The sequence below is a fragment of the Desulfovibrio sp. genome, from assembly GCA_016208105.1.
In the GTDB taxonomy this organism is placed as follows: Bacteria; Desulfobacterota; Desulfovibrionia; order Desulfovibrionales; family Desulfovibrionaceae; genus Fundidesulfovibrio.
In genome coordinates, this window is sequence record JACQYS010000012.1 from 76,473 (window position 1) to 100,755 (window position 24,283).

The 24,283-nt window shown below is 59.4% G+C and carries 23 protein-coding genes; 15 read left to right on the plus strand and 8 right to left on the minus strand.

The annotated features are described in order from the left end of the window. Nucleotides 1-3 precede the first annotated feature (3 nt). From HY795_07090 to HY795_07120, 7 genes are all read left to right on the plus strand, one after another. The gene (locus HY795_07090; GenBank protein ID MBI4804984.1) at nt 4-966 is read left to right on the plus strand and encodes a GTP-binding protein; all 963 of its coding nucleotides are present in this window, start codon (nt 4-6) and stop codon (nt 964-966) included. Further along, nucleotides 966-1,997: a WD40 repeat domain-containing protein gene (locus HY795_07095; protein MBI4804985.1), complete on the plus strand. Its 1,032-nt coding sequence runs from the start codon at nt 966-968 to the stop codon at nt 1,995-1,997. The genes HY795_07090 and HY795_07095 overlap by 1 nt, the downstream gene beginning before the upstream one ends. A 16-nt stretch (nt 1,998-2,013) precedes the next feature. Further along, nucleotides 2,014-3,114 carry a lytic murein transglycosylase gene (locus tag HY795_07100; GenBank protein MBI4804986.1) on the plus strand — a complete coding sequence of 367 codons (1,101 nt, stop codon included), beginning with the start codon at nt 2,014-2,016 and terminating at the stop codon, nt 3,112-3,114. 132 nt (nt 3,115-3,246) lie between these two features. After that, nucleotides 3,247-4,452, plus strand: a complete 1,206-nt coding sequence (locus HY795_07105; protein ID MBI4804987.1) for an HD-GYP domain-containing protein — start codon at nt 3,247-3,249, stop codon at nt 4,450-4,452. A 234-nt stretch (nt 4,453-4,686) separates the two neighbouring features. Further along, nucleotides 4,687-5,910, plus strand: a complete 1,224-nt coding sequence (locus tag HY795_07110; protein MBI4804988.1) for an HD-GYP domain-containing protein — start codon at nt 4,687-4,689, stop codon at nt 5,908-5,910. Between the two features lie 114 nt (nt 5,911-6,024). Beyond that, nucleotides 6,025-7,812, plus strand: coding sequence for a SulP family inorganic anion transporter (locus tag HY795_07115; GenBank protein ID MBI4804989.1), 1,788 nt, complete (start codon nt 6,025-6,027; stop codon nt 7,810-7,812). A 61-nt stretch (nt 7,813-7,873) separates the two neighbouring features. Beyond that, nucleotides 7,874-9,121 (plus strand): HDOD domain-containing protein, encoded by a 1,248-nt coding sequence (locus HY795_07120; protein MBI4804990.1) that lies wholly within the window; start codon nt 7,874-7,876, stop codon nt 9,119-9,121. Here HY795_07120 and HY795_07125 read toward each other — a convergent pair. Next, nucleotides 9,102-10,340: a M48 family metallopeptidase gene (locus tag HY795_07125; GenBank protein MBI4804991.1), complete on the minus strand. Its 1,239-nt coding sequence runs from the start codon at nt 10,338-10,340 to the stop codon at nt 9,102-9,104. The genes HY795_07120 and HY795_07125 overlap by 20 nt on opposite strands. On the opposite strand from HY795_07125, the gene HY795_07130 reads away from it, so the two are divergent. Next, nucleotides 10,339-11,067, plus strand: a complete 729-nt coding sequence (locus HY795_07130) for a hypothetical protein (GenBank protein MBI4804992.1) — start codon at nt 10,339-10,341, stop codon at nt 11,065-11,067. The two genes, HY795_07125 and HY795_07130, sit on opposite strands and share 2 nt — an antisense overlap. A gap of 381 nt (nt 11,068-11,448) precedes the next feature. Here the strand turns inward: HY795_07130 and ilvD are convergent, their stop codons facing one another. Further along, nucleotides 11,449-13,110 carry a dihydroxy-acid dehydratase gene (ilvD, locus tag HY795_07135; protein MBI4804993.1) on the minus strand — a complete coding sequence of 554 codons (1,662 nt, stop codon included), beginning with the start codon at nt 13,108-13,110 and terminating at the stop codon, nt 11,449-11,451. 417 nt (nt 13,111-13,527) lie between these two features. Between ilvD and HY795_07140 the strand changes: the two genes are divergently transcribed. From HY795_07140 to metW, 3 genes are read left to right on the plus strand one after another with little or no spacing between them, the layout of a single operon-like run. Further along, nucleotides 13,528-13,821 carry an Hpt domain-containing protein gene (locus HY795_07140; GenBank protein ID MBI4804994.1) on the plus strand — a complete coding sequence of 98 codons (294 nt, stop codon included), beginning with the start codon at nt 13,528-13,530 and terminating at the stop codon, nt 13,819-13,821. 3 nt (nt 13,822-13,824) lie between these two features. Then, the gene (locus HY795_07145) at nt 13,825-15,003 is read left to right on the plus strand and encodes a homoserine O-acetyltransferase (protein MBI4804995.1); all 1,179 of its coding nucleotides are present in this window, start codon (nt 13,825-13,827) and stop codon (nt 15,001-15,003) included. After that, nucleotides 15,003-15,602 (plus strand): methionine biosynthesis protein MetW, encoded by a 600-nt coding sequence (metW, locus tag HY795_07150; protein MBI4804996.1) that lies wholly within the window; start codon nt 15,003-15,005, stop codon nt 15,600-15,602. The genes HY795_07145 and metW overlap by 1 nt, the downstream gene beginning before the upstream one ends. 194 nt (nt 15,603-15,796) lie before the next feature. Here metW and HY795_07155 read toward each other — a convergent pair whose 3' ends face one another. The 5 genes from HY795_07155 to HY795_07175 form a co-directional block, all read right to left on the minus strand. Continuing rightward, nucleotides 15,797-16,855, minus strand: coding sequence for a class I fructose-bisphosphate aldolase (locus HY795_07155; protein MBI4804997.1), 1,059 nt, complete (start codon nt 16,853-16,855; stop codon nt 15,797-15,799). A gap of 155 nt (nt 16,856-17,010) precedes the next feature. Then, a complete protein-coding gene (locus HY795_07160; protein MBI4804998.1) occupies nt 17,011-17,418 on the minus strand; it encodes a transcriptional repressor in 408 nt (135 codons plus the stop codon). Further along, nucleotides 17,418-18,221 (minus strand): metal ABC transporter permease, encoded by an 804-nt coding sequence (locus tag HY795_07165; protein ID MBI4804999.1) that lies wholly within the window; start codon nt 18,219-18,221, stop codon nt 17,418-17,420. The genes HY795_07160 and HY795_07165 overlap by 1 nt, the downstream gene beginning before the upstream one ends. Then, a complete protein-coding gene (locus HY795_07170; protein ID MBI4805000.1) occupies nt 18,218-18,997 on the minus strand; it encodes an ABC transporter ATP-binding protein in 780 nt (259 codons plus the stop codon). The genes HY795_07165 and HY795_07170 overlap by 4 nt, the downstream gene beginning before the upstream one ends. 31 nt (nt 18,998-19,028) lie before the next feature. Beyond that, the gene (locus HY795_07175) at nt 19,029-19,913 is read right to left on the minus strand and encodes a zinc ABC transporter substrate-binding protein (GenBank protein ID MBI4805001.1); all 885 of its coding nucleotides are present in this window, start codon (nt 19,911-19,913) and stop codon (nt 19,029-19,031) included. Between the two features lie 358 nt (nt 19,914-20,271). Here HY795_07175 and cbiM point away from each other — a divergent pair, with 358 nt between their 5' ends. From cbiM to HY795_07195, 4 genes are all read left to right on the plus strand, one after another. Further along, complete coding sequence (cbiM, locus tag HY795_07180; protein ID MBI4805002.1) at nt 20,272-20,862, plus strand: cobalt transporter CbiM; 591 nt, start codon at nt 20,272-20,274, stop codon at nt 20,860-20,862. Then, a complete protein-coding gene (gene cbiQ, locus HY795_07185; protein MBI4805003.1) occupies nt 20,859-21,572 on the plus strand; it encodes a cobalt ECF transporter T component CbiQ in 714 nt (237 codons plus the stop codon). Before cbiM ends, cbiQ begins: the two co-directional genes overlap by 4 nt. A 2-nt stretch (nt 21,573-21,574) precedes the next feature. Beyond that, nucleotides 21,575-22,279: an energy-coupling factor ABC transporter ATP-binding protein gene (locus HY795_07190; GenBank protein MBI4805004.1), complete on the plus strand. Its 705-nt coding sequence runs from the start codon at nt 21,575-21,577 to the stop codon at nt 22,277-22,279. Between the two features lie 522 nt (nt 22,280-22,801). Continuing rightward, a complete protein-coding gene (locus HY795_07195; GenBank protein ID MBI4805005.1) occupies nt 22,802-23,506 on the plus strand; it encodes a superoxide dismutase in 705 nt (234 codons plus the stop codon). A 76-nt stretch (nt 23,507-23,582) separates the two neighbouring features. Here the strand turns inward: HY795_07195 and HY795_07200 are convergent, their stop codons facing one another. Then, nucleotides 23,583-24,152 (minus strand): hypothetical protein, encoded by a 570-nt coding sequence (locus HY795_07200; GenBank protein MBI4805006.1) that lies wholly within the window; start codon nt 24,150-24,152, stop codon nt 23,583-23,585. Nucleotides 24,153-24,283: the final 131 nt, after the last annotated feature.

Sequence of the window (24,283 nt, forward strand, 5' to 3'; positions counted from 1 at the left end):
TTCATGCTCCCAATTCCGGTTACCGTTTTGACCGGCTACCTCGGCGCTGGCAAGACCACGCTCCTAAATCGCATCCTCACCGAGAACCACGGCAAGCGCTACGCCGTGATCGTCAACGAATTCGGTGAGGTGGGCATCGACAACGAGCTGGTGGCGCACTCTGACGAGGAAATCTTCGAGATGAACAACGGCTGCATCTGTTGCACCGTGCGCGGCGACCTCATCCGCATGGTGGGGGGGCTCATCCGGCGCAAGGGGCACCTGGACGCCGTGCTCATCGAGACCACCGGGCTGGCCGACCCCGCGCCGGTGATCCAGACCTTCTTTCTGGACCAGGAGACCAAGGACCGCACCGCCCTGGACGCGGTGGTCACAGTCGTCGACGCCCGTCATTTCGAAGGCCAGCTGGGTCAAAGCAAGGAAGCCCGCGAACAGGTGGTCTTCGCTGACGCGATCATCTTGAACAAGACCGACCTGGTGGATCAAGCCGGCCTCGACCTGGCGCTGGAGAGCATCCGCCGCCTGAATCCGAGGGCCGAGGTCATCCCTTCCACGCGGTGCGACGTCCCGTTGGACAAGGTTCTTGGCAGGCGTTCCTTCGACCTCATGAAGCTTTTGGACATCGAGCCGGACCTTTTGGACGAGGGAGCGCACGAGCACAGCCACGATGAAGTCCAGTCCGTGTCCATGGTGAGCGACAAGCCCGTTGATTTCGACAAATTCAAAGCCTGGATCGGAACGTACCTGAACGACCACGGCCAGCACGTCTACCGCTGCAAGGGCATTCTGAACATCCCGGGCGAACGCCAACGCCTTGTTTTCCAGGGCGTTCATATGCTGGTGGAAATGGGCTTTGGCCACCCCTGGAAAGAAGACGAGGCGCGGCAAAGCAAGGTCGTCTTCATCGGCAGGAATCTGGACCGTCTAGCCCTCCAAATTGCCTTTCGCGGCTGCCTGGTGAAATGATGGGTGCCCCTACGCTCCTCTCCCCCGGACTCTGGCAATGGAACCTGGGCGCCTACATCGACCAGGCAACGTTCTCCAGTGACGGCTCGCGCGTGGCCTTCGCCCTTGGCGACGGCCGTATAGCCACCATAGGTGTTCCCTGCGACGATCCCCAATTTTCTGCCGTCCACCAAGGTTCCTGCCTGAGCCTGGCCCCTCACCCGGCCGGAGGCTTCATCAGCGGAGGCGACGATGGTCTGCTGGCCTACACGTCCCCGGATGGCACCGTGGACGAGATCATCCGTTCCAAGGGGCACTGGCTCGAACACATGGCCCGGTCGAAAAACGGCGACACCGTTGCCGTGGCGGCAGGCAGGGAGGTCATCATCTTAGACCTCGCGGCCGGTTCCCTGGCGACATACGGCCCTCATCCCGCTTCGGTGTCCGGGATAGCAGTGAGCCCGGCTGGAGGCGTCCTGGCCGCCACACACGTGGGCGGCGTCTCTCTCTATGACTTGGACGAGCCAGGCGAGCCGATCACCCTGGATCTGCGCGGCTTGAATGTGGCACCGGCCTTTTCCCCGGACGGCAACTATCTTGCCTGCGGCCACCAGGAAAACGCGGTGCACATCATCGACCTGGCCTCACGCAAGGTTTTCGGGCTTTCCGGCCTGCCCGCCAAACCCGGCAAGCTGGACTGGTCCCACGACGGAAGCCTGCTGCTGCACTCAGGCACCAAGGCGGTGATCTGCTGGCCGGTTCCGGCCTGCTTCCGGGAGAATCCGCAGCCGGTTGCCTTCGCCGTGCAGGAAGAGGCCAGAATGTGCTCCCTGAGCGCCAACCCTCTGATCCCCTTCGCGGCTGGCGGATTCACGGACGGCACGGTGCTCCTGGCGGAGCTCAAACGCTTTGCGGCCTTCCCGCTGGACATCGTCCCTGCAAGTCCAGTCTCCGCCCTGGCCTGGAGTGCTCAGGGGCTTCATTTGGCTTGCGGATTTGAAGACGGCCGGGCCATTCTCTTAGACATGGGCGAGATGCTCTCGGGCAACTGACACTCTGGAGGCAGCTATGCGCAAGGCTCTTCTACTGGTGCTTTTCCTGGCTTTGACCGCTCCCCGGGCTTTGGCAGGCGAGTTCGACGCTGTGAAGTCCAAGCTCATCTCGGATGGCATTCCTCAGTCCGAGGTGAATTCCGTCTTCTCCAAGCCGGAAGTGCGGTTCACCCCTGATCCCATGGGAAAGAAGCTCCTGGAGATGTATACGGCCAAGTTTGGTTCCGACGTGGTCCGCAAACTCCAGACGCGCTTAAGCACCCTCGGCTACTTCTTCGGTCCGGCCAACGGCCGCCCGGATTACCTGTTCAGAAATGGTCTGCGAGCCTTCCAGCGCGACCATGGTCTCTCCGTGGACGGCCGGTACAGCCAGGACCTGCTCACTCTTGCCGAACAGGAACAGCAGAAGGCCTCCGCTGAGACGCAATCCGAGCTCAAGGAAATGGCCGCAAAGGGTCCTCCTGACATGTACGAGGTCATCATCCAGCCCGAGCGTTTGGCCGAGGCCAAGGCTTTCCTGGAGGCCAACAGGCAGATTCTCGATGAGGTGCAGCAGCGCTACGGGGTCCCGGCAGTGGTTACGGTCGGGCTTCTCACTGTTGAAACCCGCGTAGGCAAGTTCCTGGGAGACAATCTGGCGCTCAACAACCTGGCGAGCATGGCGGCCTCCTCCAAGGCTGCCAGCGTCATGAGCGTCTTTGCCGGGGAAAATGTCACCCCAGACCGCAAAGCATGGCTGGATACAAAGGCTTCGGAAAAAGCCGCCTGGGCCTACACGGAACTCAAGGCCCTATTCCAATATGCCCGCCAGAATAAGCTGGATATGGGGGGCATGCCCGGGTCAATCTACGGGGCCATCGGCGTCAGCCAGTTCATGCCGACAAGCCTCTTGCGCTACGGTGCGGACGGTGACGGCGACGGCAGGGTGGACATCTTCAATGTTCGCGATGCCGTGAACTCCATGGCCAACTACCTGCGCGCCCACGGTTTCACAGGCAACCTGAATGACGAGGCCACTCTGCGCGAAGCGCTGTTCCGCTACAACCATTCGCAGACCTATGTGAACACCATCATGGCCGTTTCGCACTTCCTCAAAGGGGGCGCGCCTCTCCCGTAATCATACAACTTTTGACGTTTATACCAAAAAAAATTAGGGAAACAGGTATTGTTGCTTCCCGGCGTAATCCGTTAGGGGTTGAATGGATTATTTCCCGCTGATGAAAAAAGCTGTTTGTAGTGGGCCGCATCCATGTTGAAAAAGATACCCTTGAACGATCTGAAGCCAGGCATGTTCGTCAGCGCTTTTGATCTTTCTTGGTTCAAACACCCCTACGTTTCCACCCGCCTGGGACTCGTGCGCGACCAGAACCTGATCGAGGAACTCCGCCGCCTCGGAGTAAGCCAGGTTGAAGTCGACACGTCCAGGTCCGCCCTTGCCCCAAAAGCGCCACCCGCAGCTGCTGAGGCCGAGTCCCTCAAGAAACCCCGCGCAACTCCGTGCCCTCCGATTTCAGACCCGGAACGGACTGCACGGTTTGCGAAGAAGCTCTTCGACCAGGCCATGAGCGCCACCAAAGCCTTGATGGATAGCGTCACCAAGGGCAACGCCGTAGACATTGAGGAGTTGCAACCGCTTATAGCCAAGCTCATTGATTCGGTTAACCAGAACGAAAATGTGCTGCACGTTCTGTTCTCGCTAAAGACCTACGACGACTACACCTACACGCATTCTCTTAATTTGGCCGGTCTTGGAGTGCTTTTGGGCAAATCCATGGGGTTGGAAACTGCCGACCTGGAAACACTGGGACTGGCCGGAATTCTCCATGATGTTGGCAAATGCCTCGTTCCCAAGGAGATTATCGCCAAGCCCAGCACGCTCACACCCGCCGAATTCGAGGCCGTAAAACTCCACCCCTGCCTGGGTTATGAGCATCTCAGAAGGCAGGGCAACATTCCCGAGATTGTCCTGAGGGCCGTGCTCGAGCATCATGAACGCATTGACGGGAAGGGGTATCCCGCTGGCCTTACCAGGGATGCCATTCATCCTTTCAGTTCCATCATCAGCGTGGTGGATGTCTACGACGCCCTGACCTCTGACCGGGCCTACCGGAGCCCTGTTTCTCCATACTTGGCTCTGCGGACGCTTTTCAGTCTCAGAGGCCAGGCTTTCCCCGAGGACATGGTGGACCGCTTCATCAAGCATCTCGGCGTTTACCCCGCCTATAGCGTCGTGCAGCTCAGAAATGGATGCTACGCCCTTGTTGTCAAGCAGACGCCAGGCAAACCGCTCTTCCCGGAAGTGATGGTATTCTGCGACAGCAACCGCAGGCCCGTGGTCAAACGCAAGGTGGACACGTGGAGATTATGCGGTGAAATGGCCCGCAAGGAATTCGAAATAGAACGCCCGGTGGAACCGGACGAGTTGTCCGCTCCCACTGCCGCTGGCATCGCATAGGTACGCCGGCCATGCTCCCGGCCGGAGTCACCATGCATTCGGAGACTCCACAGAGTGGGTTTGCACAAAACTTGAGGGAGCACGCCGGTGCTCTGGCAGGCTGTAGGGCCAGGGCGAAGGACGTTCGCTGCACCCTGAACCACTTTTCGCCGCAATGACGAGTCCGCAGGAGGTCATCTTCGTTTTCAGGCCTCCCATCTCGCCGCGCTTCTCTGTGGCCAGAGGAGCCTCGCCATGGCGGTAATCAAACGCATTCCAGTTGAGCGGCTGCGTCCGGGCATGTTCGTAAGCAGGTTTGAGCTCTCCTGGTTCAAGCATCCCTATCTGACCTCCCGTCTCGGCGTGCTGGGCGATCATAAAACCATCGCTGAGCTCAAGGCACTTGGCATCGATTCGGTTGAGATCGATCTGGACAGAGGTTTGGATGTGGAGGAGCCATGCCAAGATGACTGGTTACTCCACCAGGGAGAACCTCCGAAGCCTGACAATTCCGAAACAGCCATTCCCTCTGCGTCAGATCCCTCAAGAACCCTGCGTTTCGCCAAGAAGCTCTTCACTGAAGCCGTGGACCGCACCAGGCATGTTCTGGGTGGAGTTGAAGACGGCAAGCCTGTTGAGCTCGAACAGGCAAAAATGCTCATTGCCAGGCTCATAGCCTCCGTCAAGACCAACGAGAGCGTCCTGCGCCTGCTCTGTGTTCTCAAGGACTACGACGAATATACATACACCCACAGTTTGAACGTGGCGTCCATGGGGGTTCTTTTCGGCAACCACATGGGCCTTCCGGACAGTCAGCTTGAACTCATCGGCTTGTCGGGCCTGTTGCACGATGTGGGCAAATGTCTGCTCCCGAAGGACATCGTGAACAAACCCAGCAAGCTGACCGACGCTGAGTACGAGGTGATGAAAAGCCATACGGTGCTGGGCTGGGAGTACATCAAAGATCAGCCAGGCATTCCGGTTCCCGCGGCGCTGGGAGTTCTGGAACACCATGAGAGGCTCGATGGCAGCGGCTATCCCAGGAGGCTCAAAGGAAGCAACATCGCCGGAGTTTCCCGAATTCTCTCGGTCCTTGACGTCTACGACGCCCTGACCAGCGACAGGGTCTACCGGACGCGTATGAGCCCGCACATGGCGCTTAGGACCATCTACGAAAAACGGGGGGGGGCATTTCCCGAGAACGTCCTGGACCGTTTCGTCAAGTGCGTGGGTCTTTACCCCCCTGGCACCGTGGTCCAGCTTAAAAATGGCTACTACGCGATTGTGACCGGGCATGACCCGGCAAGACCCTTGAACCCGTACATGACGATTTTCAGAAACCCTGACGGCCTCCCGGTGAAACCCAGGAGAGTGGCAACGCTGCGTCTTGGGTTGGAGAAATCCGCGTCAGGCTACGAGATAGCCCGGCATGTGGAACCCACTGAAGTTCCCCCTCCTGACTTGGGGACTTTGCTCTGAGGACCTGGGCCGCTGCCGGCAATTATTTTGGCCAAGGCTCCTGACGGTTGCCAAAAAACCGCTCCCGGGCTTAAGAAAATACAAAGTATAAGAACTGCAAGAGCCGGGGTGCCCATGGCCGTAATTCGGGACGTCTTGGACATCGTCAGACGTCATGTTCAGCCCCCCACCTGCTGCGTCTGGCGCAAGGGGTTAACCCGGGAAGCCTTTAAGGCCGACATTCTCGCCGGGCTTACCGGCGCGGTGGTCGTGCTTCCGCAAGGCGTGGCCTTCGCCCTTATCGCCGGCCTGCCTCCCGAATTCGGCCTGTACACGGCCATTGTCCCCACCATCATCGCCGCCCTCTTCGGGTCGAGCCATCACCTGATATCTGGACCCACAACGGCCATCTCCATCGTGGTCTTCGCCAATATCTCCACCATGGCGCAGCCGTTTACCCCCCGATACATCGAGTTGGCCCTGACACTCACCTTCCTTACCGGACTTTTCCAACTGGGCCTTGGTATGGCCAAAATGGGCGGCCTGATTAATTTCGTGTCCAGGTCGGTGATGACGGGTTTCACGGCCGGGGCCGCTGTGCTTATCGCCATCGGGCAGCTGCACCATTTCATTGGCGTGGATCTGCCGAAGGGATCCATCGCCGGACTCCTGGCCGCCCTTCCTGGCGCTCTGTCGCGGGCCAGCCTCCCTTCCTTGGCAGTGGGCGGCACAGCCTTGGTCACAGCTTTGTTCTTTAAGAAAAAGTTTCCCCGCCTTCCAGGCTTGCTGGTGGCCATGGTGGTGGCCAGTCTTCTGGCCTGGTTCTTCGGGGGCGAACAAAGCGGGTTGAAAATGGCCGGTGCCCTGCCGGGCGGTCTGCCTCCCCTTTCCTGGCCCCTGGCCGAAGCGTCGTCCATCGGCAGCCTCATTCCTGGAGCCCTCGCAGTTGCCATGCTTGGGCTGGCAGAGGCCGTGGCCATAGCGCGAGCCGTAGCGGCCGGCACGGGGCAGCGCCTGGACAACAACCAGGAATTCATGGGCCAGGGCCTTTCCAACCTCTTTGGAAGTTTTTTCTCGGCATACGCATCTTCAGGGTCCTTCACCCGCACGGGTGTGAACATCCAGTCCGGGGGCAAGACTCCCTTGGCAGCCGTGGTCTCGGCAGTGGCTGTCGCCCTGGCAGCCGTTCTGGTCGCTCCGCTTACGGCACACCTACCCATGGCCGGGGTGGCCGGAGTGCTCATGGTTGTGGCCGGTGGGCTCATACATATGCGCGACATCGACCGCATCATACGCACCAGCAGCCAGGAGGCCATGGTCATGGCCATCACAGCCATCTCCTGTTTGGCCGTTAATCTCGAATTCGCCCTCTTCACTGGCGTCATGCTCTCATTGCTCTTTTACTTAAACCGCACCTCCCACCCCAACTTCATCACTCTCGCCCCGGACGGCTCCGGCCGCAGACGCCACTTGGTGAACATTGCCCGAAAGCCCATGCCTGAATGCCCGCAAATAAAAATACTGCGCCTGGACGGCTCGATCTTTTTCGGAGCAGTGAACCACATCTCAGAAGAATTGCATCACCTGATGCAAGAAACACCGGCACAAAAGCATGTGATCCTTGTGGCCAGCGGAGTGAACTTCATCGACGTGACCGGCTGCCAAATGGTCTTTCAACAGGAGACAGCCCTCGGCAAGGAAGGAAGACGCCTTTACCTGTGTTCTCTGAAGCAGGAGGTGCTGGATACCCTTCGCCTGTGCGGCTGCATGCAGGGCCTGGGCAAGGACTCCGTGTTCGACACCAAAGCCGAGGCCGTGCGTGAGGTTTTAAAAAACATCGACTACTCCATCTGCTGCCGATGCCAGGCGAAAGTCTTCAAGGAATGTGAATCCATTACCGATGGTTATTGCATGCTGGACTAGCCTGAATTCGGCGTTGTCGCGTGTTGCATCCCGAAAGCAAGACGGGTAGGGTGCGCCCAACATGGACGGCTTTCAGGCCCTGCCTGCCCCCCCGCTTTTCGCACGCCAACCCGTATTCACCGCGGATTTGAACGTCTTCGGCCACGAGCTGCTCTATCGGCAGGCCCTCACATCCACCCAGGCGGTATTCACCGATCTGGACGCGGCCACCCTCACGGTCGTGGCCGGTGCTTTTCAATGGCATCCCGGGGATCTTGCCGGCGGACAGAAAATTCTCGTTAACTTCGGCCGCAAGACCATATTGGACAAAGCCCCCTACGCCCTCCCCTCTGACAGGACCGTGGTCCAGGTGGAGGAGAACGTCCAGCTTGACTCCCCTCTGCTTGAAACTCTTACAGCCCTCAAGGCCGACGGATACCTCCTGGCAGTGGACGGATTCAACTCCCTCCCGGAAGCGTCATCCCTCTTAGACATAGCCGATCTGGTCATCATCGACGTCCTGGGCAAGAGCAAGCAGGCGCTCCAGGGCCTGCTTCAGCCCGTGCTGGCCAAGAAGCTCCGAGCCGTTGCCCAGAGAGTGGAAGACAAGGCCTCCTTTGTATTGTGCAAGAGTCTAGGATTCAGCCTTTTCCAAGGCTATTTCTTCAAACGCCCCGAGGTGGTGGCCGGCAAGCGTCTGGCTTCCAACGAGCTTGCCCGGATCAAGCTCCTGCGGCTCACCCAGGCCGACCATCCTGACGAGAACGCCCTGCGCGACGCCATCCGCTCGGACGTATCCCTCAGCTACCGGTTGCTCAGCTACCTCAATTCGCCGCTCAACGGCCAACGCATGTCCAGACTCTCCATCCCCCGGGCCCTCCTGGTGCTCGGCTGGACCCACCTGCGGCACTGGCTGAAGGTCATCGCATTGACCGATCTTTCCCCATCAGGAAAAACCAGTGAACTGTCCTTTTTGTCCTTGCAGCGGGCCAGATTTTTCGAGGTGGTGGGACAGGGCCTTGGGCGCGACAGCGCGGAAACAGAGAATCTGTTCACCTTGGGGCTCTTCTCGCTGCTGGACGCAATGCTGCACGCGCCCATGCAGGAAATACTGCTTAACCTCCCCCTGGACGCGGTTTTGAAAGATGCGCTCCTCACCCAGCATGGGGAATACGCCCGGTGGATGAACATGGCCCTCCAGTTCGAGCAGGGTGACTGGGCAGGGTTGGAGAACACCCTTGAGGCCCTGAACATCCCGGCTAGCCTTGCTGCCGAAGGCTACACCCAGGCCATGGAGTTCGCGGCCTCGTTCACGCGGACAGGTTCATAAGACGCCGGATTCTCTCAAGAACAGGTGGATGACTGTACTGAAGCCACACCGTGAAAGGATGCGGCGTCAGATTGGAAAGGTTGGCGAGGCTCAGGGTTTTAAGAGCCGAAACCAACTCTTTAGCACTTCCTGTTCCCGCTGCGGCAAAAGCGTCCGCCTGGAACTCGAAACGTCTGGACACAGCGTTCGCCACAACCCCCAGAAGAAGCGCCAGCGGCTGATAGGCAAGGCCAAACAGGGCCAGACCCACATGGGCCGAGGGCTTGGCCACTCCGAAAGCCGCCTGCACATCGGCATTCCCCAGAAAGGCTTGGAGCACAATAAGCACCAAGCCCATCTTGGCTGTCGCCAGGGCGAACCCTTTGCCAATGTGCCCGAGCCTTGAATGCCCCACCTCATGGGCCAGTACAGCCACGACCTCATCTACGGTCATTCTGTCTATCAAAGTGTCATACAAACTAATGCGCTTGTGTTTGCCAAGGCCAGTGAAAAAGGCGTTGGCCTTGGTGGAGCGTTTGGAGCCGTCCATGATGAACACTCCGGAGAGATGGAACCCCTGGCTCAATGCATACGTTTCTATGGCCTGACGAAGTTCCCCGTCGGCAAGTGGGGTGAATCGGTTGAAGAGCGGCAGAATCCAGACCGGAGCGACCACCAGCAAGACAGCCGTCACCGCGGTGATCACCAGCCAGGAGACCAGCCAGGCCAACTGCCCGAGGCTCGAATACGCGTACAACACGGCCCAGAGAAGCCCGCCTCCGAGAACGGCTCCCAGAGCAACACCCTTGAGCCTGTCCGCCACGAACACCCTGGGCGTGGTCGTGTTGAACCCGAAACGGGCTTCTATGACAAAAGTCCCGTACACGTCGAAAGGCAGGGCCAGGACTGACTGGGCCAAGGCCAGGACGCCGATGAACATCATTCCCGAAGATATTTCCCCAAAGCCCAGGGAGCGAACTCCGGCGTCCAGCCACCCCATGCCCCCCGCCAGCACGAACAAACAGGCCACGACGAGATCAAATCCCTCGCTCGCCCACTCCAGCCGAACCCGGGCACGGAGATACTCCTGGGACTTTCCATACTCCGCAGGGTCGAAGACTCCCGCGAATTCTTCAGGCAACTCTGCGGACAAACCACGCACATTGAGCCAACGGGCCAGGCCTGTTATGGTGAATGTAAGAGCAAGAGCCCCAAGAACAAACAGCACGTAGCCATTGATGAGCACGGCAATTCTCCATTTCCACGGCGAACTCGCCCCCCTAACCGGGGGCGAAAGGCTGGACTATCGTGTGACGCGCCGGGCTTCGCTCAAGGATGTCCTGGAAGCGGTCGGCGTGCCGCACACTGAAGTATACTTCCTGACGGTGGATGGGCAACCCGTCCATTTCAGGCATATCCTGGTTCCTGGTGATGAGGTCAGCGTCCATCCCGGAGAGCCGCCGGTGAACGTTACCTGCGATCATCCGCTGCGGAGCGCCCTGCCATCACCACATTTCATTGCGGACGCCAATGTGGGCCGCCTGTCCACCTACCTGCGACTTATGGGTCTCGATGTGGCCTACAACCGCTGCTTAAGCGATGACGACGTAGCTTTAACCGCTGCCCGGGAAGGCAGAGTCGTCCTTACCCGGGACCATGGCCTTCTCCGCCGCAAAACCGTTGAGTGGGGAAGGTTGGTACGCGCCAACGATCCAATTGAGCAGACCAGGGACATCGTCCGCTTTTTCGGCCTCGCCCCGCTTGCGGCTCCATTTTCACGATGCGTACGCTGCAACAGGGCACTCGCGTCAGTTCCTAAATCCGCCGTGCTGCACGTACTTCAGCCCAAGACCAAGCTCTACTATGAAGCGTTTTCACAGTGCCCTTCCTGCGGGCGTGTGTACTGGGCGGGATCCCACCATGACAGGATGCGGGAGATGCTTCGCAAGCTTAGAGACACTCCATGACAGCTAGTGACGCTGAATCACGAAGACCATCGCCTAAAGAGCCTTCATCGCGAGAGGATGATACTTCTTTCCGGGACGTAACGAATCACCCGCTTGCCCCGACCCATCTGTGCTGGCATCCTTATTGGGGCCTCTACTGGTCGCAGCATCGCGGGACTTGGGTATTGGGTCCCTTGCCGTCATATGTGTATTACCCTCAACGCCTGGGAAGGTATGTGGTCATTCCGGCTGCGGATGGCCGGCCATGGCACCATTACCCCCCACGGGGATACAGGCGAGGCTGGTAGATAAACCTTCTGGGATATTTGAATGAAAAAAGGGCGGCCCATGATGGGCCGCCCTTTGCGTTTTGCAGAAAGCCAGTGACGACGGCAGCCTGCCCTATTTGTAAGCCGCCCCGTACGCGGCTGACTTCACGGACCTGGCGTAGCGCCTCAGTAGTCCTGAAGGCAGAGGTTTTTCCACCGGTTTGAAGGCTGCCCTGCGCTTGGCAAACTCTTCCTCGGAAAGAGCCAGGTCCAGCCTGCGGGCCGGAATGTCCAGCTCGATGGTGTCTCCGTCCTGCACAAGTCCTATGGGCCCGCCCTCGGCCGCCTCCGGGGAGACATGCCCGATGGCCGGGCCGCGCGTGCCGCCCGAGAACCGGCCATCGGTGATGAGGGCCACGTCCGATCCCAGCCCCATGCCCATGATGGCTGCCGTGGGGGAGAGCATCTCGCGCATGCCAGGGCCTCCCTGGGGGCCTTCGTAACGGATGATGATGGCCAGCCCCTTGGTGATCTCTCCGGCCAGGATGGCCTTGTAGGCGTCCTCCTCGGAATTGAACACGCGGGCGGTCAGGGTGCGTTTCATCATTTCCGGAGCCACGGCGGACTGCTTCACCACCGCGCCGTCAGGAGCCAGCGAGCCGCGAAGCACCGCGATTCCGCCCTGGTCCGAATAGGGCTTCTTATCACGAATGACATCCGCATCCATGATGCTCGGTTTCAACTCGGCCAGGTTCTCGCCCACGGTTTTCCCGGTAACTGTAAGCGCCGAGGTGTCTATGAGCCCCCGAGCAGACAGAGCGTTCATAACCGCCGGGATGCCACCCGCCCTGTGCAGGTCCTCGATATGGTGGTGACCAGCGGGTGAGAGCTTACAGAGGTTGGGCGTCTTGCGGCTCACCTGGTCGAAAATGTCCAGGGTGAGGTCCAGGCCAGCCTCCGCGAAGATCGCAGGCAGGTGCAACACTGTGTTGGTGGAGCAGCCAAGCGCCATGTCCATGGTCACTGCGTTGGCCACCGATGCCTTGGTGACGATGTCGCGGGGTTTGATGTCCTTTTTCAAAAGATCCATCACCAACATGCCCGCCTTCTTGGCCAGACGCACCCGCTCGGCCGTGACCGCCGGGATGGTTCCGTTGCCGGGCAAGGCAAGGCCGATGGATTCGGAGAGGCAGTTCATGGAATTGGCCGTGAACATGCCGGAGCAGGAGCCGCAGCCGGGGCAGGCCCGAACCTCCAGCTCGCTAAGCTCAGCTTCGCCCATTGTGCCCTGCTTGACCCGACCCACGGCCTCGAACACGCTGATGAGGTCGACCGGCCCCCCTGCGGAGGCTCCGGCAAGCATGGGCCCGCCCGAGATGAGAATCGAGGGGATGTTGAGCCTGAGCATGGCCATGAGCATGGCCGGAACCGTCTTGTCGCAGTTGGGGATGAGCACCAGGGCGTCAAAAGGATGGGCCATGGCCATGATCTCGATGGAGTCGGCAATTATCTCCCGGCTGGGCAGGGAGAAGCGCATGCCCGCATGGTTCATGGCCAGGCCGTCACAGACGCCGATCACCGGGAACTCCATGGGGGTTCCGCCGGCCATGCGCACGCCGGCCTTGGCGGCATTGGCTATGGTGTCTAAGTGTATATGGCCCGGAACGACTTCGTTGGCGGAGTTGACGATGCCCACCAGGGGGCGTTCGATTTCTTCGCGGGTCAGTCCCAGGGCGTGGAGCAGGGAACGGTGCGGGGCTTTCTCCACCCCGCCGGTCATAAGTTTGCTTCGCATAGTGGCTCCTTGTACGGGATTCAGGGTGGATAGCTCCAAAGACCGGTGATGTCATCCGCGAAATCGACAGACTTATAAGCCTAAACTCTGATTCTTAAAAGCCCTCAGACTGCCTCCGGACATGCCTTCTTGGCCGCTTGAACTTTCATTGGCAACATGACAAAATTTGGTTGTTATTGCATGAGTGACAGCCCCTTCACTTTAGTCCGCTAGCGGTGTGCATGGTGACCAATGCGTGACTCTGACCAGGTATATCCGGAACATCTTTTTCCAACTGCTTCTCCCACGAGCTGCGAAAGCACCGCTTGTGCAACCACGTTTGAGCACGGACCTCGCGACGTTTCCTGGCCAACGAGCGCAGACACATCCGGATTCGCCCCTTTCAACCTTGCCCTGCAGAGGCATCGCTTCGCCAACATGATGGATTTTCTCCCCGAACTGCTCAGCCTCTTTCGCGTAAACGCCGGAGAGCATCTTGACACTATCCGCACAGCCCTCTCCTGTGGCGATCTTCCGGTAGCGGCTACCGCAGCCCACACCCTGAAAGGGATGTCGTCGGTGGTCTGCGCCACAGCGGTACAGGAACTCTCTGGACAACTCGAAGACCTTCTGAAAACCAGCGACCTCAGCAGCGCGTTGGTCGTTCTTGGCGACCTGGAGGCGCAGTTGGCCAGGGCCATCGCATCCCTCAACTCTCCACCCGCACCGTAAATCATGAGCGAGTACGCTGAACATATCGTGGACGGGGCTGGAGTCGGCCTGGTTAAGAAACGCTTCTTCACCTTCGCCGAGAGCAATCCCTTCCCCTTGGTGAGTGGAGCGGACATTGGCCCCGTCACCTTGGCCTACGAGACATATGGCCAGCTGGCCCCGGACGCCTCCAATGCTGTGCTGGTCTGCCACGCCCTCACCGGTGACTCCCACGCGGCTGGAATCTACTCCCCTTCGGACCCCAAGCCTGGCTGGTGGGAAGTGATGATCGGCCCTGGGAAAGGGCTCGACACCGATAAATATTTCGTGGTCTGCGCCAACGTCCTGGGGGGGTGCATGGGTTCCACCGGACCGGCGAGTCCCAATCCCGCCACCGGAAAACCCTACGGACTGGCCTTCCCGGTGCTCACCATCGGCGACATGGTGCGCGCCCAGAAGGCTTTGCTGGAACACCTTGGCATCAGCCGGCTCTTGTCCGTTGTCGGCGGTTCCATGGGCGGCATGCAGGTGCTGGAGTGGGCCGCCCGCTATCCCGAGATGGTTGTTTCAGCCATCCCCCTGGCCACGGCGGCAAAGCACTCCGCCCTTCACATCGCCTTCCACGAGGTGGCCCGCCAGGCCATCGTGGCTGATCCTGACTGGAACGGAGGCGACTACTACGACTGCGCCAAACCAGCCCACGGCCTGGCCGTGGCCCGCATGATAGGGCACATCACCTACCTTTCCGACGAGGCCATGCGCCACAAGTTCGGCCGCGGCCTCCAGGACAGGGCTGATTTTTCCTTCAGCTTCGAAGCCGACTTCCAGGTGGAGTCCTACCTGCGCTACCAGGGGCTCAAGTTCGTGGAACGCTTCGACGCCAATTCCTTTCTCTACATCACTCGGGCAGCCGACTATTTCGACCTGGGAGCCACCCATGGGGGGGGCTCGCTTACCAAGGCCTTCTCACGCGGGAGCACGAGGTTCCTGGTGGTATCCTTCAGCTCGGACTGGCTCTACCCCACCTACCAGTCCCGCGAACTGGTGCAGGCTCTCAAGCGCGCCGGAAAGGACGTGAGCTTCTGTGAGATCGAAGCCCAATGGGGTCACGACGCTTTCCTCCTGGACAGCCCCCGTTTGGCCGGGCTCATTTCCGGCCATCTCGAACGCACCCAGCGCGACCTGGAAAGGGGCATCCTCTGATGCGTTACGACTTAGACCTCATTGCCTCCTGGATCACTCCGGGCTCACGCGTGCTGGACTTGGGCTGCGGCAAGGGAGAGCTTTTGGAGTTTCTGCATGAGACCAAGCAGGTCCGCGGGTTCGGTGTGGAGCAGGACGAATCGAATGCCGCGGCCGGAATCAGCCGAGGTGTGTCGATCCTCCAGGGAGACTTGAGCCAGGAAGTGGGAGACTACCCGGACAACGCCTTCGATTTCGTGGTGCTCTCCCAGACCTTGCAGCAGGTGCCGGAACCCCTCAAGCTGCTCCAGAAGATCCTGCGTGTTGGCCGCAAGGCCGTGGTGAGCTTCCCCAACTTCGCCCACTGGCGAAACCGCTGCCAGCTCTTTTTCCAGGGCCAGGCGCCTGTGACGCCTGAACTTCCCTACGATTGGCACGACACCCCGAACATCCGGGTGATCACCTTCAAGGACTTTTCACGCTTCTGCACCCGCCATTTAATCACCGTGCACGAGGCTGTGGCCATCAAGACAGGCCCCTCTTCGCGAAGCGGCCTGGTCATCACCAGGCTCCCCAACCTGCTGGCGAACTACGGTATTTTTCTCTTAAGCAAGCAGTAGTTCAACCTCCACTGAGCCTTCTTCTGGGGATGATTGAAGACATTTTCTGTTTCTTTAACAGCCCGGTGCAACCGGCGATCTTCGCAGTCTGCTAAACGCAATGGGCGCCACCGAATTCTCGATGGCGCCCGTAAATATTCTGGACAAACTGTGGAGAACACTTTCCAGGAACGGAGCTTCGCCCCCTTCCTAGGCTAGGCCACTGTCACCTTCTTGCACAGGTACACATCCTGGATGGACCGCAAGAGCTTTATTCCCTCGGCCATGGGCCTTTGGAAGGCCTTGCGCCCGGAAATCAAGCCCATACCACCGGCCCGTTTGTTGATGACCGCCGTCTTCACCGCTTCCAGCAGATCTGAAGCGCCTTCCGACGGACCGCCGGAGTTTATGAGTCCCATTCGCCCGCTGTAGCAGTTGAGCACCTGATAGCGGCACAGGTCGATGGGGTGGTCCGAGGTCAGTTCGGAATAGACCCGTTTGTCGGTCTTGCCGAACTTGATGGCCGTATAACCGCCGTTGTTCACTGGCAGCTTCTGCTTGATGATGTCCGCCTCGATGGTCACGCCCAGATGATTGGCCTGGCCCGTGAGGTCCGCCGAGGCATGGTAATCCACTCCGTCTTTCACGAAACCGGGGTTTCTGGTGTAGCACCACAGGATGGTGGCCATTCCCATCTCGTGGGCACGGCGAAAGGCCTTGGAGACCTCCTGGATCTGCCGGGTGGACTCAGGCGCCCCGAAATAGATGGTGGCACCCACTGCTATGCACCCCATGTCGAAAGCCTGCTCAACCTGGGCGAACATGATCTGATCATGCTTCGGGGGCAGGGAGAGCAGCTCGTTGTGGTTGATCTTCAGGATGAAGGGGATCTTGTGCGCGTACTTGCGGGCCACTGCCCCGAGCACTCCCATGGTTGACGCCACCCCGTTGCATCCGGCTTCGATGGCCAGCTTTACGATGTTTTCAGGGTCGAAATAGATGGGGTTGGGCGCGAAGGACGCCCCGGCCGAATGTTCGATGCCCTGGTCCACGGGCAGAATGGACACGAACCCGGTTTTCGCCAAGCGGCCCGCCGAATACAGCGCCTGCAGGCTGCGCAGAACCGGCACGGACCGGTCCGAGAGGGCATAGATCCGGTCCACCATGTCCGGGCCTGGCAGATGAAGGTTTTTCTTGGGTACGGTTGTGCAGACGTGTTCCAGCAGGGATTTGGCTTCGCCGCCAAGCAGCTTGGCGATGTCGTCGATCTTCATGTCGGGGTCTCCTGGCTTTTAGGATTCTTGTTCTCATATACCCCCGCCAGAAAGACCTATCAACGAAAATAACGGTCTGGAGCGCAATAGAAGCGCCGGAGTTCCAGATTCATCGGGTAAAAGAAACAAAGATGCTTCTAGGCCACTGGGGATGCCTAGCCTCCACAGTGTTCGCACGTACCATCCAGACGGACGTTCACATGTTTCACTCCGGGCAGGTCCACGCCCACGCGGACAGCCTCAGGCCCCAGACACAGCAGCCTGCGGCAGCTCAGGCAATAAAAGTGATGATGCTCCGGATGGGCCGGTCCTCCAGCGCAATACCTTGCCGAGCCATCCCCGGCCTCGTGACGGGTTATGAGCCCATGCTCGGCCAAAGAGTCCAGGGCGCGATACAGCGTCACCTTGTCCATGGGCTCGTTTTCCCTGAGCTTGGCCAGAAGCATGAGCGGTGACAAAGCCTCCCGGGAGGCTTGCACTGCGGAGAGCACCCTGATCCTTTGCGGCGTTGCCTTCAACCCGCTGTCTTGTAGCATGGCTCGCGGATCGCACTGGGAGCACATCAGGCAGCCCTCCTGCCCAGAATGTTCTCCAGGAAGAACCATATGGTTGCCACCGCGATGATGCTTGCCCCGGAAGTGAGATCGTAGGCATAGGAAAGACCCAGCCCGGCAAGGCAGAATACGCAAGAATACAGGGAAGAGGAGAACATCATCCCGCCAAGCGACCTGCAGCGCCTCTCGGCCAGGTAAGGGGGGATGGTCAACAGTGCGATGACCAGGATGAGCCCCACAACCCGGATGATCATGACTATTGACGCCGCAATCATGGCCAGCATGACGAAATGCAGCAGCCTGACCCGCACGCCGCGCAATCCTGCGAATTCCGGGTCGAAGCTCATGGCCATGAATCCCCGGTAGTAAAGGGCGATGACCGCCAGCAAGAGAACGTCCAACCCGGCCATGAGCCACAGGTCCGACTTCGGCACGGCCAATATGGAACCGAACAGGAAACTCATGAGATCCACGTTGTAGCCGTGGGTTACGTCCACCAGGATGATGCCGAAGGCCATGCCGGCCGCCCAGAGCACCCCCACCACGGTGTCGGCCCGTTCTCTGCGCCCGAAGGTGACTGCGGCCATGATGGCCGAGATCCCCAGGCTGAATGCGATGGTGACCGGCAGGACGGGCAGGCCCAGGAAAAAGGCCAGGCCCACACCGCCATACGCCGCATGTGAGATTCCCCCGGCCACGAACACCACCCGGTTGACCACCACCAGGCTGCCTATGATGCCGCAGGCTATGCTGGCCAGAATTCCGGCCAGAACTGCGTGGCGCATGAAGTCGTAGGAAAGGGCTTCGATCACGATTTTTCCTCGTGGCTTGCCACCACCCTGTGCGGAATTCCGTGGGCGATAAGCTCCACCGGGCAGCTGTGGGGCCCGCACTGGTACATCATGCCGAACATTTCCGGCGTGATCTCCGGACGAGGATGGAAATGGACCGTGCGGTTCACGCAGGCCACGGAGGTCACATGCCGGGAGATGACAGACACGTCGTGGCTCACCAGCACCACGGTGAGGCTTTTGGCCAGTTCGCCCAACAGTTCCTGGAGCGATGCCCGGCCCTCCGGGTCCACGCTGGCCGTGGGCTCGTCCAGAAGGAGCAACTCCGGATCGCAGGCCAGGGCCCGGGCAATGAACACCCTTTGGCGCTGCCCGCCTGACAGGTCGGACAGTGCCTTTGCGGACAAGTGGTCCACGCCCACCCGGGCCAAACATTCCAGGGCCTTGATCCTGTCGGAGCGGGGCCACCACGGCCAGAAAGAATGAGGCGTGAGCCGGCCGAGTAACACCGTTTGCAATACGCTAATAGGGAAAGCCCTGCCCGTGGAGGTGAATTGCGGCATATATCCGACCCGCTCTGCCGCTTTCTCCGGAGCCTCACCCAACACCCGCACAGCCCCTGACACAGGTTCGATGAGACCCAGCAGAAGTCTCAGGAGGGTGGTCTTCCCTCCGCCGTTAGGACCGATGACCGCCAGGAACTCGCCCCTGGGAACGCGAAGACTCACGTTTTCCAAGGCCGGATTGTTGGCATAGCCGTAACTGGCGGAATCAAGCTCGATGGCAAGATCGTTCATTACGTCCCTTTAAGTCAGCTCCCTTCCCTGTTTACCGTAACGCATCGCCAAGGGCCTTGGCCACCAGAAGAATATTCTTTCCCCACTCTTCGGCAAGGTCGTCGGCCTCCACCAGCTTCGCTCCGATTGCGTCGGCCACGGTCTGTGCGGCCTTCCGGGAAAATTGCGGCTGCACGAACACGGCCTTGGCACGCGACTCTTTGGCGTGCTCGATAAGGTCTTTGAGCTTGCGGGGGCCCGGTTCCTTACCGCCGGATTCTATGGCCTGCTCCTTGAGCCCGTAGTCGCGCGCGAAATAGGCCCAGGCAGGATGGAACACCAAGAACTCCGCCCCGGCAGGCACGCCCTTCAGCAAAGCTCGGACCTGAATATCGAGTGCATCTAGCTCTGCCTGGAACGCCTTAAGGTTGGCAACGTATGTCTCCCTGTTGCCGGGGTCGGCCTTGGCCAAGGCCCTGGCGATAGCGCCAGCCTGGATTTTGACCAGGGCCGGAGACGTCCAGGTATGAACATCCATTTCCTTGTCGGCATGCTTTCCCTTGATCCCATGTTTGCCGTGCCCATTCCCGTGTCCTCCGCCCATGGGCATGAGTTCTACGCCCTCCAGGGTGTCCACCACCAAAAGACCGGGATTGGTTTTGACCAGTCTGGGAAGCCACGTGTGCTCGAATTCCACCCCCTGGGTCAGGTACAGCGTGGCTTTGGCCGCCTGGGCCATCTGGCTGGGCTTGGGTTCGAAGGTGTGTGCGTCCGCGCCCGGGGTAACCATCACGTAAACCTCGGCCAATGGACCCGCGATTTTTTCCACAAAATTTTTCTGGGGCGGCACACTGACCATTACCGACACAGGGGAAGCACATGCCAACCCCGCCCAGAGCCAGAACAAAAGCGTCAGCACAGCTTTGACTCGTCTCATACATCCTCCGGAGAACACTCTTAACCGGCCACATGCAACCAAGTTGCACCACTGTCAAGATCTCCGGGGTTGACCGTGGCACACAACACGTTTACGTAACACGAACATACGAGCACGGATTCGGGGCCCTACTCACTTGGCTTTGAACTTCTGGCCGCCAAGTTCGTTTCTGCGAACAAAGACCGCCGTTGCCTGGAAGCTTTAAAAACATGTGGTACTGCCAAAGGCTACCTTTACCCGGACGAGTTCACTCGGCTGAGAATCTGTTGCCTGGATCGCAGATGGTTGATTTTGCTCTGATATCGATCATTTTCATGAGCACCGTTCATGAGACGATGGTCCGGCAGGCTTAGTAATTATGCATATTTCCGAAGGCGTTCTTTCCGGTCCTGTGCTGCTTTCCGGCGCGATTGCCACGGCAGCCGGAATTGCAGTGGGCATCAAGAAGCTCGAAGGCGAAGCCCTGGTCAGAACCGGAGTTCTCTCCGCGGCTTTTTTCGCAGCCAGCCTGATCCACCTTCCTCTGGGGCCGGTGAGCATACATCTTGTTCTTTCCGGCCTCATGGGGGCCATGCTCGGTTGGGCCGCTTTTCCTGCCATCTTCGTGGGACTCTTGCTTCAGGCTCTGCTTTTCCAGTTCGGCGGACTCACCGTGCTGGGCGTCAACTCCGTGGTCATGGGCCTGCCCGCCGTGCTCTGCGGGCTCGCGGCCAGACCTTTTTTTAAGCGCAACGGCACGGTCTTCGCTCTTGCTTCTTTCGGATGCGGGGCGTTCTCCATACTCGGCAGCCTGGCCCTGCTCTACCTGTCCTTGGTCCTCTCCGGGGAAGCATTGACCGTTTTCGCCGGGCTTTTCTTCTGGGCACACCTGGTGCTCATGGGAATCGAGGGAGCCATTACCATGCTCATCCTCAGTTTCTTAAAGCGCATGCGCCCGGAACTTCTATGAGCGAACTCGACGCACGCGCCAGGCTTCTCTGCGCCCTGGCCCTTTCAGTGGCCATAGCGGTCTGCCATAGGTGGCCTTCAGCCATGCTTGGCATGTGCTGCGGCGCCGCCGCTCTGGCCGTGGGTGAACGCCAGTGGGGTCGCCTTGTGCGCCGCCTCGCCCTCGTGAACATCTTTTTCCTGGGTATCCTGGCCACGGTGCCGATGGCTGTCCCGGGCGAATCGCTTTTGCGCTTGGGATCCTTGTCATTCACCAGGGAAGGCCTCATGCTCGCCCTGCACATGACGGTTAAGGGCAACGCCATATTCCTGCTCTTCTGGGGGCTCGTGCGGCCGCTTTCGCCTCCCAGGCTGGGAGCGGCCCTGTCTGCGCTCGGGGTTCCAGACAAGCTGTGCCTCATTCTTTCGCTCACGTACCGCTATCTTGACCTTATGCGCCACGAATGGTCGCGGCTGGCCACTTCGGCCAAGTTGCGAGGTTTTTTGCCAAACCTTTCCGGGAAAACCTTTCGGACATATGGGCTTATGTTGGCGCTCTTGTTCATGCGCGCCCTTGACCGGGCCACAGCCATCCATCAGGCCATGATCTGCCGCGGGTTCGACGGCCGTTTCCGAAGCCTGGGAGGGTTGCGCTGGCAGGGCAGGGATACCGCCCTTGGAATGGCGAGTTGTTTGGCCGTCGCCGCCGTGGTCTGGCTGGAGGTCGCGTGAGGCTGATCGAAATCAAAGAGCTCAGCTGCGGCTACAATGGACGCGACGTCCTCAATCACCTCGATCTTTGCCTGGACCCGGGGGCCAGGCTCGGCTTGGCCGGACACACGGGAAGCGGTAAGACCACTCTGCTTAAAACCATCATGGGGCTTGTCACCCCCAAGTCCGGGTCGGTCCATATCGAGGGCCGGGAGTGCCGCTGTGAACGCGACTTCGCCAAAGCCCGCACCGCGCTCGGCTATCTCTTCCAGAATCCAGACGACCAGCTTTTTTGCCCCACGGTGATCGAGGACGTTGCCTTCGGGCCACTGAATCTAGGGGTAACTGCTTCTCAGGCTCGAAGCATTGCCGAGGAATGCCTGGAAATGGTCGGCCTGGGCGGATTCGAGGAACGGCTCACCCATTGCCTGTCCGGCGGCGAGAAACGCCTGGCCTCCCTGGCGGGCGTGCTGGCCATGCGCCCCAAGGCGCTTCTTCTTGACGAGCCCACCACCGGCCTGGACCCCGAGAGCAAGGCCAGGGTGGCCGAGGTCCTGTGCGGCCTGGACCTCGCTCTGCTGGTCGTCTCGCACGAATGGGACTTTCTGACGCAAGTAACCTCCCGCTACTTTCTACTCTCCCACGGACATCTTCACGAAGCTGCAGAAGCCCCGCATGTACACCAGCACGTCCACTTGCTGGGCGCCATTCCCCACGAGCACGATTAGACTCAGCGTTTGCGCAGGCTGCCTGCCGTCCAGCTAACGGTCGCTTCTGATCCTGTTCGTTCTAGCACTCCTGTACAAGCGCACTCCTCCAGCAGGACCAGAAACGCTTTTCCCAGACTTTCCATCACGTAGGTGTAATTTCTCCCTGCACAGACTATATTGTCGCTGATTGTAGTTTTTTGTTGTTTTTAATGTGCCCATAAAAATTTGCTCTTACGCCCTATCACTCCTGATAGAGAAGTCACTTTCGCAATTCCAAAAAACATCAGAAAATGCTGTGCCGGGCAGTTGTTAAGGTTGGCCTGAACTCTGCAAATCCGCCAGAAATGTATCCGGCGCATCCGCCGGACACTCCATCACTTCCAGGCTGCCCCGGCCCTTGCCATGCCCTTCGAAAGCTGAGCGGCATCAGCCCGCTTGACAGCTTTACCCACACGGTTCATGAGGGATTATCAGAGAATCCCGTTTTGCGGACAGCGGCACACCCGCTGCCGGCGAACCTTGGAGGTATTCATGGACAAGATGACCACGAGCGGCCTGACCAGGCGAGACTTCAACACTCTTGCGGCAACCGCTGCCGCGGCCGCCGCTTTTGGCGTATTTTCACCCCAACCGGCCCAAGCGCAAGGAGTAGCCGTGTTCCCCATCCCTGCCCTGCCCTATCCGGAAGACGCCCTAGACCCCGTGATATCAGCCAAAACTCTGTCGTTTCATTACGGCAAGCATACCAAGGCCTATTACGACAACATGAACAAGGCTCTGGAAGGAAAACCCACCGCTGGCCTGACCCTGGAGAAGGTCTTCCTGGACGCGGCCAAGGATGCCGCCACCGTTGGGCTTTTTAATAATTCCGCCCAGGCCTGGAACCATACATTCTACTTCGCTGGCTTGAAAAAAGGTGGCGGGGGAAACCCCTCCGGCAAGCTTGCTGACGCCATAAAGGCCGCTTTCGGGGGCTACGAGGAATTCAAAAAGAGCATGATTGACGCTGCCACAACCCAGTTCGGCAGCGGCTGGGCTTGGCTGGTGGAGGAGAACGGCGCATTGAAGGTGGTCAAGACCCCCAACGCAATGAATCCCTTGGTAAATAACCAGAAACCCCTGTGGACCGTGGACGTGTGGGAGCACGCCTACTATCTGGATTACCAAAACCGGCGGGCCGATTATGTGAAGGACGTGCTGGAAAAACTGGTGAATTGGGAATTCGTGGCTAAGAATCTGGGATAATCTGCTTAAAGGCTGGGGGCCACCGGAGGGGGCGGTCTCTGGCGGCCGGAGGGGGCAAAGCCCTCTCCGGCTTTTCTTATATGAATTTCAGCTGCATAAAAATCTGGGTGTTCCCATCAGAAAGTTTCATATCGAACGGAAGCTTTGTCTTTTCGATGGTGTAGGTCTCGAGCGACTTCACCTTGATCTCGGTGAGCTCCTTCTTGGGGAACTTGAATTCCTTCTTGCCTCCACCAATCTTGAACACGATCCTGTTCCCCCCGTTATACCAAAAGTAATACGAACGCTGCTGCGTAAAGAAATACTCAGGCGTCAGATCTATCACGTCCCGCTGGTATTTTTTCTTGAACGTCAGGTCCAGCCGGTAGATATCCTGGGCGACCCCGCTTATGGCCTGCCCGGCCAGAAAGTACCGGCCTGAGGACTCTGAGGTTTCCGTGCGTATGTCGGCGTATCCGCCCTCAATCATGAAATCCAATTTTTGGGGAGAAGGGGCTGTCTCCCCTTTGAAAAACTCCACCAGGCTTTGCGCGTTGGCGTCAGCTGGGGGCGCGGCCTCCTGTTTGGTGACCTTTTTCGCAGCCTGGGCCGGAACGGCAACCAGGAAGGCAAGCACTAGAACGGCGAAAAGCCTGATCGGTTTCATAGCGGCCTCTCGGTGACTGATTGGGCCTCTCAAATAGGCCGATTCTGCCGGTGTGGCAATGTCTGGCCCTCTCATGCACGAGGCGGGCCACCCTGCACGATCCATGCACAAGAACCATCGCTGGCGGGGGG

What these genes read in the sequence shown, in the direction of transcription:
- HY795_07090 (MBI4804984.1), top strand. Translation starts at nt 4, where the DNA reads ATGCTCCCAATTCCGGTTACCGTTTTGACCGGCTACCTCGGCGCTGGC.
- HY795_07095 (MBI4804985.1), top strand. Translation starts at nt 966, where the DNA reads ATGGGTGCCCCTACGCTCCTCTCCCCCGGACTCTGGCAATGGAACCTG.
- HY795_07100 (MBI4804986.1), top strand. Translation starts at nt 2,014, where the DNA reads ATGCGCAAGGCTCTTCTACTGGTGCTTTTCCTGGCTTTGACCGCTCCC.
- HY795_07105 (MBI4804987.1), top strand. Translation starts at nt 3,247, where the DNA reads ATGTTGAAAAAGATACCCTTGAACGATCTGAAGCCAGGCATGTTCGTC.
- HY795_07110 (MBI4804988.1), top strand. Translation starts at nt 4,687, where the DNA reads ATGGCGGTAATCAAACGCATTCCAGTTGAGCGGCTGCGTCCGGGCATG.
- HY795_07115 (MBI4804989.1), top strand. Translation starts at nt 6,025, where the DNA reads ATGGCCGTAATTCGGGACGTCTTGGACATCGTCAGACGTCATGTTCAG.
- HY795_07120 (MBI4804990.1), top strand. Translation starts at nt 7,874, where the DNA reads ATGGACGGCTTTCAGGCCCTGCCTGCCCCCCCGCTTTTCGCACGCCAA.
- HY795_07130 (MBI4804992.1), top strand. Translation starts at nt 10,339, where the DNA reads ATGAGCACGGCAATTCTCCATTTCCACGGCGAACTCGCCCCCCTAACC.
- ilvD (MBI4804993.1), bottom strand. Translation starts at nt 13,110, where the DNA reads ATGCGAAGCAAACTTATGACCGGCGGGGTGGAGAAAGCCCCGCACCGT.
- HY795_07140 (MBI4804994.1), top strand. Translation starts at nt 13,528, where the DNA reads ATGATGGATTTTCTCCCCGAACTGCTCAGCCTCTTTCGCGTAAACGCC.
- HY795_07145 (MBI4804995.1), top strand. Translation starts at nt 13,825, where the DNA reads ATGAGCGAGTACGCTGAACATATCGTGGACGGGGCTGGAGTCGGCCTG.
- metW (MBI4804996.1), top strand. Translation starts at nt 15,003, where the DNA reads ATGCGTTACGACTTAGACCTCATTGCCTCCTGGATCACTCCGGGCTCA.
- HY795_07155 (MBI4804997.1), bottom strand. Translation starts at nt 16,855, where the DNA reads ATGAAGATCGACGACATCGCCAAGCTGCTTGGCGGCGAAGCCAAATCC.
- HY795_07160 (MBI4804998.1), bottom strand. Translation starts at nt 17,418, where the DNA reads ATGTGCTCCCAGTGCGATCCGCGAGCCATGCTACAAGACAGCGGGTTG.
- HY795_07170 (MBI4805000.1), bottom strand. Translation starts at nt 18,997, where the DNA reads ATGAACGATCTTGCCATCGAGCTTGATTCCGCCAGTTACGGCTATGCC.
- HY795_07175 (MBI4805001.1), bottom strand. Translation starts at nt 19,913, where the DNA reads ATGAGACGAGTCAAAGCTGTGCTGACGCTTTTGTTCTGGCTCTGGGCG.
- cbiM (MBI4805002.1), top strand. Translation starts at nt 20,272, where the DNA reads ATGCATATTTCCGAAGGCGTTCTTTCCGGTCCTGTGCTGCTTTCCGGC.
- cbiQ (MBI4805003.1), top strand. Translation starts at nt 20,859, where the DNA reads ATGAGCGAACTCGACGCACGCGCCAGGCTTCTCTGCGCCCTGGCCCTT.
- HY795_07195 (MBI4805005.1), top strand. Translation starts at nt 22,802, where the DNA reads ATGACCACGAGCGGCCTGACCAGGCGAGACTTCAACACTCTTGCGGCA.
- HY795_07200 (MBI4805006.1), bottom strand. Translation starts at nt 24,152, where the DNA reads ATGAAACCGATCAGGCTTTTCGCCGTTCTAGTGCTTGCCTTCCTGGTT.